The organism is [Acidovorax] ebreus TPSY (genome assembly GCF_000022305.1).
In the GTDB taxonomy this organism is placed as follows: Bacteria; Pseudomonadota; Gammaproteobacteria; order Burkholderiales; family Burkholderiaceae_C; genus Diaphorobacter; species Diaphorobacter nitroreducens.
This window is the reverse complement of sequence record NC_011992.1, coordinates 3,139,561-3,152,993: the sequence shown is the minus strand read 5'-3', so window position 1 is coordinate 3,152,993 and position 13,433 is coordinate 3,139,561. Positions and strand designations below refer to the sequence as shown.

At 69.2% G+C, this 13,433-nt stretch carries 13 protein-coding genes; 11 read left to right on the top strand and 2 right to left on the bottom strand.

Going from position 1 to position 13,433, the window contains the following annotated elements:
* Positions 1–50: 50 nt before the first annotated feature.
* The 4 genes from DTPSY_RS14835 to DTPSY_RS14820 all read left to right on the top strand — a co-directional run bounded on the left by DTPSY_RS14835 (position 51) and on the right by DTPSY_RS14820 (position 3,648).
* A complete protein-coding gene (locus DTPSY_RS14835; protein WP_015914248.1) occupies positions 51–782 on the top strand; it encodes an RNA polymerase sigma factor in 732 nt (243 codons plus the stop codon).
* 108 nt (positions 783–890) lie between these two features.
* Positions 891–1,481 (top strand): ferritin-like domain-containing protein, encoded by a 591-nt coding sequence (locus DTPSY_RS14830; RefSeq protein WP_015914247.1) that lies wholly within the window; start codon positions 891–893, stop codon positions 1,479–1,481.
* A 71-nt stretch (positions 1,482–1,552) separates the two neighbouring features.
* Positions 1,553–1,948: a c-type cytochrome gene (locus tag DTPSY_RS14825; RefSeq protein ID WP_041838891.1), complete on the top strand. Its 396-nt coding sequence runs from the start codon at positions 1,553–1,555 to the stop codon at positions 1,946–1,948.
* Positions 1,949–2,094: 146 nt separating this feature from the next.
* Positions 2,095–3,648, top strand: coding sequence for a Wzy polymerase domain-containing protein (locus DTPSY_RS14820; protein ID WP_015914245.1), 1,554 nt, complete (start codon positions 2,095–2,097; stop codon positions 3,646–3,648).
* Here DTPSY_RS14820 and DTPSY_RS14815 read toward each other — a convergent pair whose 3' ends face one another.
* Positions 3,649–4,236, bottom strand: coding sequence for a YqiA/YcfP family alpha/beta fold hydrolase (locus tag DTPSY_RS14815; RefSeq protein WP_015914244.1), 588 nt, complete (start codon positions 4,234–4,236; stop codon positions 3,649–3,651).
* Positions 4,237–4,327: 91 nt separating this feature from the next.
* On the opposite strand from DTPSY_RS14815, the gene DTPSY_RS18695 reads away from it, so the two are divergent.
* The 7 genes from DTPSY_RS18695 to DTPSY_RS14785 all read left to right on the top strand — a co-directional run bounded on the left by DTPSY_RS18695 (position 4,328) and on the right by DTPSY_RS14785 (position 11,854).
* The gene (locus DTPSY_RS18695) at positions 4,328–4,999 is read left to right on the top strand and encodes a serine/threonine-protein kinase (RefSeq protein WP_238526543.1); all 672 of its coding nucleotides are present in this window, start codon (positions 4,328–4,330) and stop codon (positions 4,997–4,999) included.
* Positions 4,893–6,752, top strand: a complete 1,860-nt coding sequence (locus tag DTPSY_RS14810; RefSeq protein WP_238526542.1) for an HDOD domain-containing protein — start codon at positions 4,893–4,895, stop codon at positions 6,750–6,752. Before DTPSY_RS18695 ends, DTPSY_RS14810 begins: the two co-directional genes overlap by 107 nt.
* Before the next feature lie 56 nt (positions 6,753–6,808).
* Positions 6,809–7,981, top strand: coding sequence for a rod shape-determining protein RodA (rodA, locus tag DTPSY_RS14805; RefSeq protein WP_011806742.1), 1,173 nt, complete (start codon positions 6,809–6,811; stop codon positions 7,979–7,981).
* A gap of 61 nt (positions 7,982–8,042) precedes the next feature.
* Positions 8,043–9,503: a metalloprotease TldD gene (gene tldD, locus DTPSY_RS14800; RefSeq protein ID WP_015914243.1), complete on the top strand. Its 1,461-nt coding sequence runs from the start codon at positions 8,043–8,045 to the stop codon at positions 9,501–9,503.
* 22 nt (positions 9,504–9,525) lie between these two features.
* Entirely contained in the window at positions 9,526–10,074 is a 549-nt protein-coding gene (locus tag DTPSY_RS14795) for a hypothetical protein (protein WP_015914242.1), read from the top strand.
* 255 nt (positions 10,075–10,329) lie between these two features.
* Positions 10,330–11,448 carry a 3-deoxy-7-phosphoheptulonate synthase gene (locus DTPSY_RS14790; RefSeq protein ID WP_011806739.1) on the top strand — a complete coding sequence of 373 codons (1,119 nt, stop codon included), beginning with the start codon at positions 10,330–10,332 and terminating at the stop codon, positions 11,446–11,448.
* Positions 11,449–11,542: 94 nt separating this feature from the next.
* The gene (locus DTPSY_RS14785) at positions 11,543–11,854 is read left to right on the top strand and encodes a hypothetical protein (protein WP_011806738.1); all 312 of its coding nucleotides are present in this window, start codon (positions 11,543–11,545) and stop codon (positions 11,852–11,854) included.
* Between the two features lie 48 nt (positions 11,855–11,902).
* On the opposite strand, the gene mpl is transcribed toward DTPSY_RS14785, so the two are convergent.
* Positions 11,903–13,327: a UDP-N-acetylmuramate:L-alanyl-gamma-D-glutamyl-meso-diaminopimelate ligase gene (gene mpl, locus DTPSY_RS14780; protein WP_015914241.1), complete on the bottom strand. Its 1,425-nt coding sequence runs from the start codon at positions 13,325–13,327 to the stop codon at positions 11,903–11,905.
* Positions 13,328–13,433: the final 106 nt, after the last annotated feature.

Here is a 13,433-nt window from a genome sequence, read left to right as displayed (position 1 = left end):
TTCGGCGTGCGTCCAATGGGCAAAGGGTCTCAACGAAAGCGAGGCGAGCCATGCACCCATCCGAGGACTTACCGCAGGCGGCGGTTGTCACTGCCATCCCGATCGCCGACCGTGCGGCGGACGCGGCCTTGGTGACGCGCGCCCTCGCCGGCGAGGCGGGAGCCTTCGCCGCCATCATGCGGCGCCACAACCGGCTGATGTTTCGCGCCGCGCGCGGCGTGGTGCATGACGACGCCGAGGCGCAGGACGTGGTGCAGGAGGCCTATTTGCGCGCCTTCACGCGGCTGCGGGCCTTCCGCGGCGATGCCGCGCTGGGCACCTGGCTGGCGCGCATCTGCCTGCGCACGGCCTTGGACGTCTTGCGCCGGCGTGCGCGCAGCGTGGCCATCGACCCCGCGCAGGCCAGCGACCAGGAGCCGCAGCCGGAGGATGCCATGTCCTATTTCGCCCCGCCCGACGACGCGCCCGACCAGGCACTTGCGCGTGCCCAGTTGCGCGCCCTGCTGGAGTCGGCCGTGCACAGCCTGCCGCCGCTGTACCGCAGCGTGTTCCTCCTGCGTGCCGTGCAGGAGATGAACGTGCAGGAGGCGGCCTTCTGTCTGGACATCAGCGAAGAGCTGGTGCGCACCCGCTACCTGCGCTCGCGCGCCATGTTGCGCGACGCGCTGGGCGCGCGGGTGGAAGCCTGCGCCGACAGCGTCTTTCCGTTTGCGGGCGCGCGCTGCGACCAGGTCGTGCAGCAGGTGCTGGACGCACTGGCGCGGCGCGGGCTGCTGGCCTGACGGGCCGGCGCCACCCCGCCCACACCTATGGCCCGTGCGCCGCTGTGCGCCGCGCCGATTACCCGCGCCGCCGGCGCGGCCCTTGTCCCTTTCTTCAAGGAGATGACCATGAACCGCTCTTCCTTCTTCCTTCCTCCTTCTTCTACTTCTGCACTGCTCGCGCGGCGCCGCACGTTGGGCGCGGCCGTGCTCTCGGCCTCGGCCGTGGCCCTGCTGGGCGGGCGCGACGCGCTGGCCGCTGGCGCCAAGACCGATGCGCGACAGCACGAGGCCGACGTGCGCATCCTCAACACCGCACTGGCGGCGGAGTACGAGGCCGTGGCCGCCTACCAGGTGGGCGCCGAGAGCGGTCTGCTCACCTCCGGCGTGCTGCCGCTGGCGCAGCAATTCCAGGGCCACCACAAGGAGCATGCCGACGCGATCGCCGGCGCCGTGCAGAAGATGGGCGGCAAGCCCGTGCAGGCCAACGCGCAGTACGGCTTTCCGACCGACAAGCTCAAGGCCGAAGCCGACGTGCTGCGCTTTGCCGCCGGACTGGAGCGCGGCGCCGTGTCGGCCTACCTGGGCGCGGTGCCGCTGTTTGCCGACCGTGCCCTGGCGCAGGAGGCCGCCAGCATCCTGGGCGACGAGGCCATGCACTGGGCCGTGCTGCGCCAGGCCCTGGGTGAGGCGCCGGTGCCCTCGGCGTTCATGTCGTGACCCGAGTCCAGGCAGGTGGGCGTAGGCGGGCCTGGGCGTTGGTGGGCGGATTGGCGCTCGGTGCTGCGGGCATGGCGGTCGCCGGGCCCGCACCGGCAACGCCAGCGCTGGCCGCGCCCCAGCCCATGGCGCCTGACGCAGCGCAGCTGGCGCGCGGTCAGCAGATCTACGCGCGCTGCGCGGGGTGCCACGCCATCGAGGGCCACCGCACGGGACCGCAGCACTGCGGCCTGTTCGGCCGCCGCGCGGGCACGGCGCCGGGGTTCGTCGGCTACTCCCCGGCCATGAAGGCCAGCGGCATCGTCTGGGACGAGCGCACGCTGCAGCGCTTCCTGATGGACCCGCCAGCCACCGTGCCGGGCACGTCCATGGGCTACACGGGCGTGAAGGACGATGGCGAGCGTGCGGCGCTCATCGCCTGGCTGCGCCAGGCCACGCGGCCGGGGAGCGCCTGCACGCCCAGGTAGTCCTTTGCTCTGCCTTTGATAGCTGCCAGCGCTTGCTGCAAAAGCGCTAGAGGCATTTTTGGCTTGAAGTGCGGCTGGTGCCATGGCGGCGCCTATGATGGGTGCCACCATGACGCCCACGATCGCCTTTGCAGCACCGCCCCGCCATGCGTCCTGATTTCACGCCGCTGGCGATTTTGGCGATGGCGCTGCCCTTCGTCTTTGGCATTACCGAGGCTCCGTATTCCAACTTTTGGCCGCTGCTGGCCAGCGGCGCCTGCGCCTGGCTGCTGGCGGCGCTGGCCTGGTGCGGCGCCTGGCGTCCCAGTGCCGCGCGCCTGGGCGCCCATCTGGCGGCGGGTCTGCTGCTGGCGGCGCTGGTGGCCGCGGCCATCGGCCTGGTGCAGTTCTTCATGGGCGACCCGGGGTGGGCGCCGTGGGTGCATGCCTCCAGCCCGGGCCTGGCCTTCGGCAACTTGCGCCAGCGCAACCAGCAGGCCACGTTGCTGGCGCTGGGCGTGTGGGCGCTGCTGTGGTGGGTGGCGCGCCTGCAGGAGCAGGTGGACGGCAACCCGGTGCTGGGAGGGCGCGGCGCGCGCTGGCCGGTGCTGGCGGCGGTCGCGGTGCCCTGGGCCATGGTGCTGCTGGCCACTGCGGGCGCGGCCACGGCCTCGCGCACGGGGGCGCTGGAGTGGCTGGTGGTGTTGGCGCTGCTCGTCGTGTGGCGGCGCAGCAGCGGCGCACTGGCGCTCGGCATGGCCGGCGTGGGGCTGGCGGTCTATGCGGTGGCCGCGTGGGGCTTGCCGCAGCTGCTGCTGCGGTGGACGGGCATGCGCATGGACGGCCTGTTCATGCGGATGGCCGATGGCTCCCAGACCTGCGTCGGCCGCGCTACGCTGTGGTCCAACGTGCTGGAGCTGATCGCCCAGCGGCCCTGGGCCGGCTGGGGCTGGGGCGAGCTGGACTACGCGCACTACATCCACCCGTTTGCGGGAGAGCGTTTTTGCGTGCTGCTGGACAACGCCCACAACCTGCCGCTGCATCTGGCAGTGGAACTGGGCCTGCCGGCCGCGCTGCTGCTGTGCGGCGTGCCGCTGTGGGCCGCGCTGCGCGCGCGCCCCTGGCGCGAGACGCAGCCCCACCGCCAACTGGCCTGGGGCGTGCTGGCCCTTGTGGGCGTGCACAGCCTGCTGGAGTTCCCGCTGTGGTACGGGCCGTTTCAGCTGGCCACCGCGCTGGCCGTGCTGGTGCTGCTGGCACCCTGGCTGTCGCGTGCGGCGCGCTGGCGCCCCGTGAGTGCGGTGGTGGCGGGCGTGGCACTGCTGGCGGCGCCGGCCATGGGGTTCGTGCTGGTACGGGACTACGCGCGCGTGAGCGCGCTGTACCGTCCCACGGCCGAGCGGCCCGCGGCGCTGCGCGCGCTAACGGCTGCCGACGCGGCGCGGCAGGTCTGGTTCTTCCGTGCGCCAGCGCAGTTCGCGCAACTCACCACTGCGGTGGTCACGCCCGCCAATGCGGCCGAGATGCATGCCCTGGCGTTGCAACTGCTGCACTACTCGCCCGAGCCGCGCGTGATCGAGAAGCTCATCGCCAGCGCGCGGCTGCTGGGCCGCGAGGACGAGGTGGCGCTGCACACCGACCGCTACCGCCGCGCCTATCCGTACGAATTCGGGCGCTGGCAGCGCGGCCAGCCTTCCGGTGGCCCGCCGCTGGAGCGCTGATCAGGCCAGGTCGCAGAACGCCAGCACCTCGGGCAGGTGCCGGGCGAAGTCGCTCAGCGCGTGGTCGCCGCCGGGCAGTACGCGCTGGGTGGCTTGCGGGTAGCGCGCGACCATCTCGCGCCAGTCCAGCAGTTCGTCACCCTGCGCGGCGATCAGCAGCTCCGGCCCCGCGGGCGGCAGGTGGCGCACGTCCAGCGCCTGCAGCTCGGCGATGTACTCGGGGCGGAAGAAGAACCGCTCTTCGGGGTTGTGCCACGCGGTCTGCTCGCCGATGTAGCGTTCCAGGTCGCGCGCGGGGTGGACGGCGGGGTTGAGCAGCACGCTGGTACAGCGCGCCTGTTGCGCCACCCAGCTGGCGTAGTAGCCGCCGAGCGACGAGCCGACCACCGCCATGCGCGGTCCCTGCGGCCAGGTGGCGATGCCGCCTGCGACCAGCGCCATCGCCGCGCGCGGCGAAGGGGGCAGCTGTGGGCACCAGAACGTCACGCCCGGGTGGTGCTGGGCCACGTGCGCGGCCACCTGGCGGGCCTTGGTGGACTGGGGCGAGGAGCGAAAGCCGTGCAGGTACAGCAGGTGGGTGGTGGGCATGGCTGTCAGCGTCGGCGCTGTCGAAAGGCAAATGCCGGTCCGGCAACGGTTTTTGGTGGATGATGCGTGGATCTTGTAGCCAGCTTACGCCATGCCCGATTCCGTTTCCCGTCCGGCCACCCTGGGCGCTGCAGCGGGCGCCATGCCCGCTCGCCAGCGCCTGGGGCGATTCGAGTTGCTGCACGTGCTGGGCCGGGGCGCGCAGGCGACCGTGTGGCTGGCGCGGGACACGCGCCTGCACCGCGAGGTCGCGGTCAAGTGGCTGGCCGACGGCGGCGACGCGCAGGCGCAGGAGCAGTGGCTGCGCGAGGCGCGCCATGTGGGCCGGCTGTCGCACCCGCGCATCGTGCCGGTGTTCGAGGCCGACGTGCACGAAGGCCAGCCCGACCTGGTGTTCGAATATGTGCCAGGCTGCACGCTGGCCGAGCATCTGGCGCATCAGGGCCGCTGTGCGGTGCACGACGCGGTGGAGCTGATGGTGGACGTGCTCGAAGGACTGCAGGCGGCGCATGAGGCCGGCATCGTGCACTGCGACCTGAAGCCGTCGAACGTGATGGTGGATGCCCAGCGCCATGCGCGGATCATGGATTTCGGCATCGCCGCGGCCATGGCCAGCCCTGGGGGCGGCCCCGTTGCGCGCGGCACGCCGGCCTACATTGGCGCCAGAAGCGGTGGCGGGCGCGGCGCCCGCGCCCGCGTCGGACATCTACGCCGCTGCGCTGGTGCTCGTGGAACTGCTCACCGGCAGGCGTTTGATTACTGAGCGCGATCCGGCGCAGGCGCTCGCGCATGTCGCCCGGCACGCGCCGCAGCTGCCCGACGATCTGGGCGCAGGCGTGGACGATGGCCTGCGCTCCATCCTGCGCCGGGCCCTGGCGCGCGACCCTGCCGAGCGCTACGCCAGCGCGCAGGAAATGTGCGATGCCTTGCGTGCCTGGGCGGCGCCGGTGAGCGCCCCTACCGCGGCAAGCAATGCCGCGCTGGACTTCCTGCTGCGGCGCATGCGCCACAAGAGTGACTTTCCGGCGCTGTCCGATTCGGTGGCGCGCATCCAGCGCATGACCCACTCGGAGGACGACAGCATTGCTGATCTGACCAACGAGATCCTCAAGAGCGTTGCCCTCACCAACAAGCTGCTGCGATTGGTCAACAGCGCCCCCTTTTCCCACCTGGGGGGCGGCATCGGCACGGTTTCGCGCGCGGTGAGTCTGGTGGGCTTCAATGCGGTGCGCAACATGGCGCTGTCGCTGGTGCTGCTGGAGCACATGCAGGACCGGGGGCATGCCAAGCAGATGCGCGAGGAATTCTTGCGCACCATGATGGCCGGCGCCGTGGCGGCGCAGCTGTGCGGGCCGAGTGACCAGCGCGAGGAAGCGTTTCTCGGCGCGATGTTCCAGGGCTTGGGGCGCATGCTGTGCTCGTTTTATTTCCCGGAGGAGGCGGCCCGGATCGGTGCGCTGGTGGCCTCTGACCGGCCGTCGGGGGGCGATGAGGCCGCGGCTTTGCAGGTGCTGGGACTGAGCCTGGAAGACCTGGGTGTCGGCGTGGCGCGTGTGTGGAGCCTGCCCGATTCCCTGCAGCGCTGCATACGACCGCCGCAGGGGCGGCCGCCGCAGCGCCCGCCCGAGGGCGTGGAGCGGTTGCGCTGGGTGGGACGTGCCGCGAACGAGGCGGCCACCATCATGCTGCAGCATGAGCCGGAACCCGCGGGCGCCCGCCTGCAGCAGCTGGCGGCGCACTATGCGGTCGCTTTCTCGATGACGCAGCAGGAGTTCGTCAAGGCCACGGTGCTGGCACGCGAGCAGCTCATCGCCATGGCCGACGCCCTGGACTTGCGCGTGGACAAGGGCTCGCCCGCGGCGCGCCTGCTGGCTCCGCCCGCCGCCCTGGATGCGCCGCCGGTATGGGCCGACCCGGCCACGGGCCATGAGCTGCATTACGACGCCCTGCAGACCCTGCCCCTGACGCTGGCGCCGTCCACTGATGCGGCGCCTTCCGTCAGCCAGGCGGCCGAGGTGCTGGCCGCTGGCATCCAGGAGGTCAGCAACGCCATGGTGGAGGACTTCCGCCTGAATGACATCGTGCGCATGGTGCTGGAAACCATGCTGCGTGCGCTGGGCGCGCGGCGCATCGTGTTCTGCCTGCGCGAGGTCAAGACCGAGCGCATGACCGGGCGCTTCGGACTGGGCGAAGGCAGCGCAGACGCCGTGCGCGCCCTGGCCGTGCCCCTGAAGGACGCGGATGACCTGTTTGCCGCCGTGTGCCAGCGGGGCGCCGATACCCTGATTGCCGACGCTACCGAGGAGCGTGTGCGAGCGCGTCTGCCGGCATGGTTCCTCGGCAGCTTCGATGCCACCAGCTTTCTGCTGCTGCCGCTGTCGATCAAGCAGCGTCCCTTTGCTCTCATCTATGCCGACCATGAGCGCCCTGGCGGCCTGGTGGTGGACGACAAGGTGCAGGGGCAGCTGCGCACGCTGCGCAACCAGTTGGTGCTGGCGTTTCGCCAGGCCGACTGATGCCTAGTCCTGGAATCACGCCGGGGGCTTGGCCGGGCGCCCGATAATCGCGCCCCATGGCCGCCGCTTTCGACAAACCTTCCCTGCCGCAACGCCTCCTGCCGCTGCTGCGCGGCTTTGACTGGCCGCTCATCGCGTTGCTGCTGGCGCTGTCTTCCATCGGCCTGGTGGCCATGTATTCGTCGGGTTTCGACCACGGCACGCGCTTTTACGACCATGGCCGCAACATGCTGCTGGCCGCGGGCATCCTGTTCGTGGTGGCCCAGGTGCCGCCGCAGCGGCTGATGATGCTGGCCGTGCCGTTGTACACGCTGGGCGTGGCGCTGCTGGTGGGCGTGGCGCTGTTCGGCATCACCAAGAAGGGGGCGCAGCGCTGGATCAACGTGGGTGTGGTGATCCAGCCCAGCGAGCTGCTGAAGATCGCCACCCCACTGATGCTGGCCTGGTGGTTCCAGAAGCGCGAGGGCCAGCTGCGTGCGCTGGACTTCGTGGTGGCGGGGGCGCTGCTCATGGTGCCCGTGGGCCTGATCATGAAACAGCCCGACCTGGGCACCTCGCTGCTGGTGATGGCCGCGGGGCTGTCGGTGATTTTCTTTGCGGGCCTGCCCTGGAAGCTGGTGGTGCCGCCGGTGCTGCTGGGCGCGGTGGGCATTGCGCTCATCGTCTGGTTCGAGCCGCAACTGTGCGCCGAGGGCGTGCGCTGGCCGGTGCTGCACGACTATCAGCAACAGCGCATCTGCACGTTACTGGACCCCACGCGCGATCCGCTGGGCAAGGGCTTTCACATCATCCAGGGCATGATCGCCATCGGCTCGGGCGGCGTGTGGGGCAAGGGGTTCATGGCCGGCACGCAGACGCACCTGGAGTTCATTCCGGAGCGCACGACCGACTTCATCTTCGCCGCGTTCTCCGAGGAGTTCGGCCTGGTGGGCAACCTCACCCTGATCGTCTGCTTTGTGCTGCTGGTGTGGCGCGGGCTGGCGATTGCGGCCAACGCCAATACGCTGTTCGGGCGCCTCATGGCGAGTGCCGTGGCGATGATCTTCTTCACCTATGCCTTCGTGAACATGGGCATGGTCAGCGGCATCCTGCCCGTGGTGGGGGTGCCGCTGCCGTTCGTCAGTTACGGCGGCACGGCCATGGTCACGCTGGGGCTTGCGCTGGGGGTGCTGATGTCGGTGGCACGCGCACAGCACCAGCCCGAGCAGGGGCCGCCGCGGGCGCGGTAGCGGGGCTGCGGGGGGAACCTGCGTGCACGCAGGGTCTAGGGCGCCTGCCTACAATCGGCCGATGATTTCCCGCGAACCCACCATTGAACGCCTGGGCCTGGCCCGTGAGCTGCTGCTCACCCCCTTCGGCCTGGACGAGTCCCACCTCTCCCGCGCCCTGGCGGAGATCCGCGCGCACCGCGTGGACGACGCCGACCTGTACTTTCAGTACACGCGCAGCGAAGGCTGGAGCCTGGAAGAGGGCATCGTCAAGACGGGCTCGTTCTCCATCGACCAGGGCGTGGGCGTGCGCGCGGTGAGCGGCGAGAAGACGGCCTTCGCCTACTCGGATGATATTTCCGAGGCCTCGCTGCTCGACGCGGCCCGTACCGTGCGGACCATTTCGGCCGCGGATAAGGTGGGACGTGCGCGAGTAGCTTCCAAGAAGATAGCAAAAAGCCGTTCACTGTACCCGCACATCGACCCCATCGCCTCGATGGACAGCACCGACAAGGTGCGCCTGCTGGAGCGCGCCGAGCAATGTGCCCGCGCCAAGGACCCGCGCGTGGTGCAGGTCATGGCGGGCCTGGCCAGCGAGTACGACGTGGTGCTGGTGGCGCGTGCCGATGGGCTGATGGCCGCCGATGTGCGCCCGCTGGTGCGCCTGTCGATCACCGTCATCGCCGAGCAGAACGGCCGCCGCGAGGTGGGCTCGGCCGGCGGGGGCGGGCGCTTCGGTCTGGCCTATTTCACCGACGAGCAGATCGGGCAGTATGTCCATGAAGCCGTGAATGCTGCGTTGGTCAACCTGGAGTCGCGCCCCGCGCCCGCGGGCGAGATGACCGTGGTGCTGGGCCCCGGTTGGCCCGGTGTGCTGCTGCACGAGGCCGTGGGCCACGGGCTGGAGGGCGACTTCAACCGCAAGGGGTCGAGTGCCTTCAGCGGCCGCATCGGCCAGCGCGTGGCGGCCAAGGGCGTCACCGTGCTAGACGATGGCACGCTGGCCGACCGCCGCGGCTCGCTCAACGTGGACGATGAGGGTCACGCCACGCAGCGCAACGTGCTCATCGAGGACGGCATATTGAAGGGCTACATCCAGGACGCGATGAATGCGCGCCTCATGGGTGTCAAGCCCACGGGCAACGGCCGGCGCGAGAGCTATGCCCACATCCCCATGCCGCGCATGACCAATACCTACATGCTGGGCGGCGACAAGGACCCGCAGGAAATCGTCGCCAGCATCAAGAAGGGCCTGTACGCCACCAACTTCGGCGGCGGACAGGTGGACATCACCAGCGGCAAGTTCGTGTTCTCCGCGAGCGAGGCCTACTGGGTGGAAAACGGCAAGATCCAGTACCCCGTGAAGGGCGCGACCATCGTCGGCAGCGGCCCGGAGTCGCTCAAGAAGGTGACCATGATCGGCAACGACATGCGCCTGGACAGCGGTGTGGGCACCTGCGGCAAGGAGGGCCAGAGCGTGCCTGTGGGAGTGGGCCAACCCACCATGCGCATCGATGGCCTGACGGTGGGCGGCACGGCCTGAGCGCCGCGGCCGGTTGTGTGCCATGCCCACGCCACTCTCCAGCCGCCCGCAGACTTTCACCGATCCGGACCGTAACCCGCATGGCGGCGAGGCGGACGAGGACGCGCGTGCGCTGCGCGACAGCTTGGGCGAGCTGGCCCAGCATATCGAGGCCGCCACGCGCGCGCGCCGGGGGCAGTTGGGGCCCGAGTCCGTGCGGCGCAGCGCCGAGGCGCTGGCGCATTGCGCAAGGCGCCACCAGTTGCACCTCACAGGGCTGGGGTCGGCCTGGCATGCGCTGTATGAATTCGGTGTCTACCAGCGCGCGTTGCGCGAATTGCGCGATGCCCTGGCGCAATGGCAGCAGGCCTTGCAGCAGCGCAGCCCCTCTGAGGCCGAGCGCTTCAGTACTTTTGAGCGGCAGGCGTGGCGCACGCTGGGAGAGGCGCGGCTGGTGCTCGACATCTATATGCAGGGCGACCCTTGCATGGAGCGATCGGCGCCCGACACCCGGCCTGCCGCGGAACGTCCGCCGCGTGCGCCACTGCTGGCGCGCCTGCGCCGGTGGTGGTTCGAGGGACGGCATCCGTAAGCGGTTGTAGCGCGACGGCAACACGGTGCCTATGTTGCGGTGCCGCAATACGTGCTACATTGGTTCGCATGTCAGTTCACAGCGCGTTTTACTTTTACTTTTGGTTCTCTGTCCCTGGCGGATGAGAGGTACGCGCGCACCCAGACTGAGCCCCCTTCTCTAAGAAACCGCCGAAGCTGAAAAGCCCGGCGGTTTTTTGTTATCTGTTCTTCGTTTTCCATCTTCACCCCCCCACACACCCGAGAGGAAGCACCCATGAACGCCCATGTCTCCAGCAGCGATGCCTGGTATCCCAACGTCGAGAAAACCAGCGAAACCGACGACCAACGCATCAAGGACATCACCGTGCTTCCTCCTCCAGACCACCTGATTCGCTTTTTCCCGATCCGCGGGTCGGAGGTGGAGTCGCTGATTGCCAACACACGCCGCAGCATCCAACGCATCATGAGCGGCGAGGACGACCGGCTGCTCGTGATCATCGGCCCCTGTTCGATCCACGACCCGCACGCCGCGGTGGACTATGCGCGCAAGCTCAAGGCCGTGCGTGAGCAGTACAAGGACCAGCTGGAAGTGGTGATGCGCGTGTACTTCGAGAAGCCTCGCACCACCGTGGGCTGGAAGGGCCTGATCAACGACCCCTACCTGGACGGCAGCTACCGCATCGACGAGGGCCTGCGCATCGCGCGCCAGCTGCTCATCGACATCAACCGCCTGGGCGTGCCGGCGGGCAGCGAGTTCCTGGACGTGATCTCGCCCCAGTACATCGGCGATCTGATCAGCTGGGGCGCCATCGGCGCGCGCACCACCGAAAGCCAGGTACACCGCGAACTGGCCTCCGGCATTTCGGCCCCCATCGGCTTCAAGAACGGCACCGACGGCAACATCCGCATCGCCACCGATGCCATCCAGTCCGCCAGCCGCGGCCACCACTTCCTGTCGGTTCACAAGAACGGCCAGGTGGCCATCGTGCACACCGCGGGCAACAAGGATTGCCACGTGATCCTGCGCGGCGGCAAGGCGCCCAACTACGACGCAGCCAGCGTTGCCGCGGCCTGCAAGGACCTGGAGGCCGCCGGCCTGCCGGCGTCGCTGATGGTGGACTGCAGCCATGCCAACAGCAGCAAGCAGCACGAGAAGCAGCGCGATGTGGCGCGCGACATCGCCGCGCAGATCGCAGGCGGCTCGCGCAGCGTGTTCGGCGTGATGGTGGAAAGCCACCTGCAGCCCGGAGCGCAGAAGTTTACGCCGGGCAAGGACGATGCCACGACGCTGGAATACGGCAAGAGCATCACCGATGCCTGCCTGGGCTGGGACGACTCCGTTGCCTGCCTGGCCGAGCTGGCGGCCGCCGTGCAAGCGCGGCGCGCGCGTTGAAGCGGGCGCGGTGTAAGCTCGCGGCACGGGAATGGCGCGGCCGCGCCGTCCCGTTCACCCGTCAACACTATTCCCTCAAGAGGCGAGACAGCTCATGCACAGCGAAGTATTGGTCACCCTGAGCCCCGATCAGGAATTCCGTCTGGACGCGCAGGGGGGACAGCCCCTGTCGCACGAGGACGCGCGCCGCTGGCTGGACGATGAATTTCTACGCCTGGAATGCGAGCCGCTGCGCGCCAGCGGCAAGGTACTGCTGGCCGACAAGGTGCTGACCGTGGCCCGCGCCGCGGGGGCGACGCTGCTGGCCGATCCTGCATGGTCCGGCCAGTTTGCCCGCGCCACCGTCGCTGCGCTTGCCAGGCCCGTCGTGCGCGTGGACGTGCCGGGCATGGCTGTCAGCTTCTAAGTCTCAAGCCAAAAAGGCTGCTAGCGCTTATTAATCAAGCGCTAGCAGCTATTGTTTTGATAGTTCTGCGAGCAGTTGGGCGTGCACTCCGCCAAAGCTGCCGTTGCTCATGCAGACGATGTGGTCGCCCGGCTGCACCGCCGCGCGGATCTGGCCCACCAGCGTGGGCAGGTCGCCCGCCGTCTGCGCGCGCGCACCCATAGGGGCCAGCGCTGCAGCGGCGTCCCAGTCCAGGCCGGCGGTATGGCAGAAGGCCAGGTCGGCCGGCTCCAGCGCCCAGGGCAGTTGCGCCTTCATGGTGCCCAGCTTCATGGTGTTGCTGCGAGGCTCGAACACCGCCAGGATGCGCCCGCGGCCTTCGCCTTTGGGGCCCACGCGCCGGCGCAGTCCGTCCAGCGTGGTGCGCAGCGCCGTGGGATGGTGCGCAAAGTCGTCATAGACAGCGATGCCCCGCACCATGCCGCGCAGCTCCATGCGGCGCTTGACGTTCTCGAAGCGCGCCAGCGCCTCGGCCGCCTGGGCAGGCGTCACGCCCACATGCTCGGCGGCCGCGATGGCAGCCAGGGCATTGAGCTGGTTGTGCACGCCCGTCAGCGTCCACTGCACGCGTGCCACTGTGCGGCCCCGCTGCAGCACCTCGAAATCGTGCGGCTCGCCTTGCGCGCCGAAGTCGCTCACCGCGGTGCCAAAGTTGGCCACGCCGCTCCAGCAGCCGGCGTGCAGTACGCGTGCCAGGCTCTCCTCCAACCCGTTGACCACCACGCGGCCCGAGGGCGGCACCGTGCGCACCAAGTGGTGGAACTGCCGTTCGATCTGGCCCAGGTCGTCAAAGATGTCGGCGTGATCGAACTCCAGGTTGTTCAGCACGGCGGTGCGCGGGCGGTAGTGCACGAATTTGCTGCGCTTGTCGAAGAACGCGGTGTCGTACTCATCCGCCTCGATCACGAACAGCGGCGCCGTGGCGAGCGGTCCTGGCCCGGCCAGGGGCCGTACGGGTGCGCCCAGACGCGCGGATACGCCGAAGTTCATCGGCACACCGCCCACCAGGAAGCCGGGCGCCAGGCCCGCGCATTCCAGAATCCAGGCCAGCATGGACGTGGTGGTCGTCTTGCCGTGCGTGCCGGCGACGGCCAGCACATGGCGGCCCTGCAGCACATGCTCGGCCAGCCATTGCGGCCCGCTGGTATAGGGCGCGCCCGCGTCGAGGATGGCCTCCATCAGCGGAAACTTCGGCGTGCCGTCCGCCAGCCGCGCGCGGCTGACCACGTTGCCCACCACGAACATGTCGGGCTTCAGCGCGAGCTGGTCGGCGCCATAGCCTTCGATCAACTCTATTCCCAAGGCGCGCAACTGATCGCTCATGGGAGGGTAGACGCCGGCGTCGCAGCCGGTGACACGGTGGCCCGCCTCGCGCGCCAGCGCGGCCAAGCCGCCCATGAACGTGCCGCAGATGCCCAGGATGTGTATATGCATGGCTCCCGATTCTATGGACCTCGGTGGAACCTCCAGGATTTATGAGGAAAATGGGTCTAACGCCTGTTGATCAAGCGCGAACAGCTATCGAATAAGGAGCAAATGG

What these genes read in the sequence shown, in the direction of transcription:
- DTPSY_RS14820 (WP_015914245.1), top strand. Translation starts at nt 2,095, where the DNA reads ATGCGTCCTGATTTCACGCCGCTGGCGATTTTGGCGATGGCGCTGCCC.
- rodA (WP_011806742.1), top strand. Translation starts at nt 6,809, where the DNA reads ATGGCCGCCGCTTTCGACAAACCTTCCCTGCCGCAACGCCTCCTGCCG.
- tldD (WP_015914243.1), top strand. Translation starts at nt 8,043, where the DNA reads ATGATTTCCCGCGAACCCACCATTGAACGCCTGGGCCTGGCCCGTGAG.
- DTPSY_RS14815 (WP_015914244.1), bottom strand. Translation starts at nt 4,236, where the DNA reads ATGCCCACCACCCACCTGCTGTACCTGCACGGCTTTCGCTCCTCGCCC.
- DTPSY_RS14790 (WP_011806739.1), top strand. Translation starts at nt 10,330, where the DNA reads ATGAACGCCCATGTCTCCAGCAGCGATGCCTGGTATCCCAACGTCGAG.
- DTPSY_RS18695 (WP_238526543.1), top strand. Translation starts at nt 4,328, where the DNA reads ATGCCCGATTCCGTTTCCCGTCCGGCCACCCTGGGCGCTGCAGCGGGC.
- DTPSY_RS14830 (WP_015914247.1), top strand. Translation starts at nt 891, where the DNA reads ATGAACCGCTCTTCCTTCTTCCTTCCTCCTTCTTCTACTTCTGCACTG.
- DTPSY_RS14835 (WP_015914248.1), top strand. Translation starts at nt 51, where the DNA reads ATGCACCCATCCGAGGACTTACCGCAGGCGGCGGTTGTCACTGCCATC.
- DTPSY_RS14795 (WP_015914242.1), top strand. Translation starts at nt 9,526, where the DNA reads ATGCCCACGCCACTCTCCAGCCGCCCGCAGACTTTCACCGATCCGGAC.
- mpl (WP_015914241.1), bottom strand. Translation starts at nt 13,327, where the DNA reads ATGCATATACACATCCTGGGCATCTGCGGCACGTTCATGGGCGGCTTG.
- DTPSY_RS14825 (WP_041838891.1), top strand. Translation starts at nt 1,553, where the DNA reads ATGGCGGTCGCCGGGCCCGCACCGGCAACGCCAGCGCTGGCCGCGCCC.
- DTPSY_RS14785 (WP_011806738.1), top strand. Translation starts at nt 11,543, where the DNA reads ATGCACAGCGAAGTATTGGTCACCCTGAGCCCCGATCAGGAATTCCGT.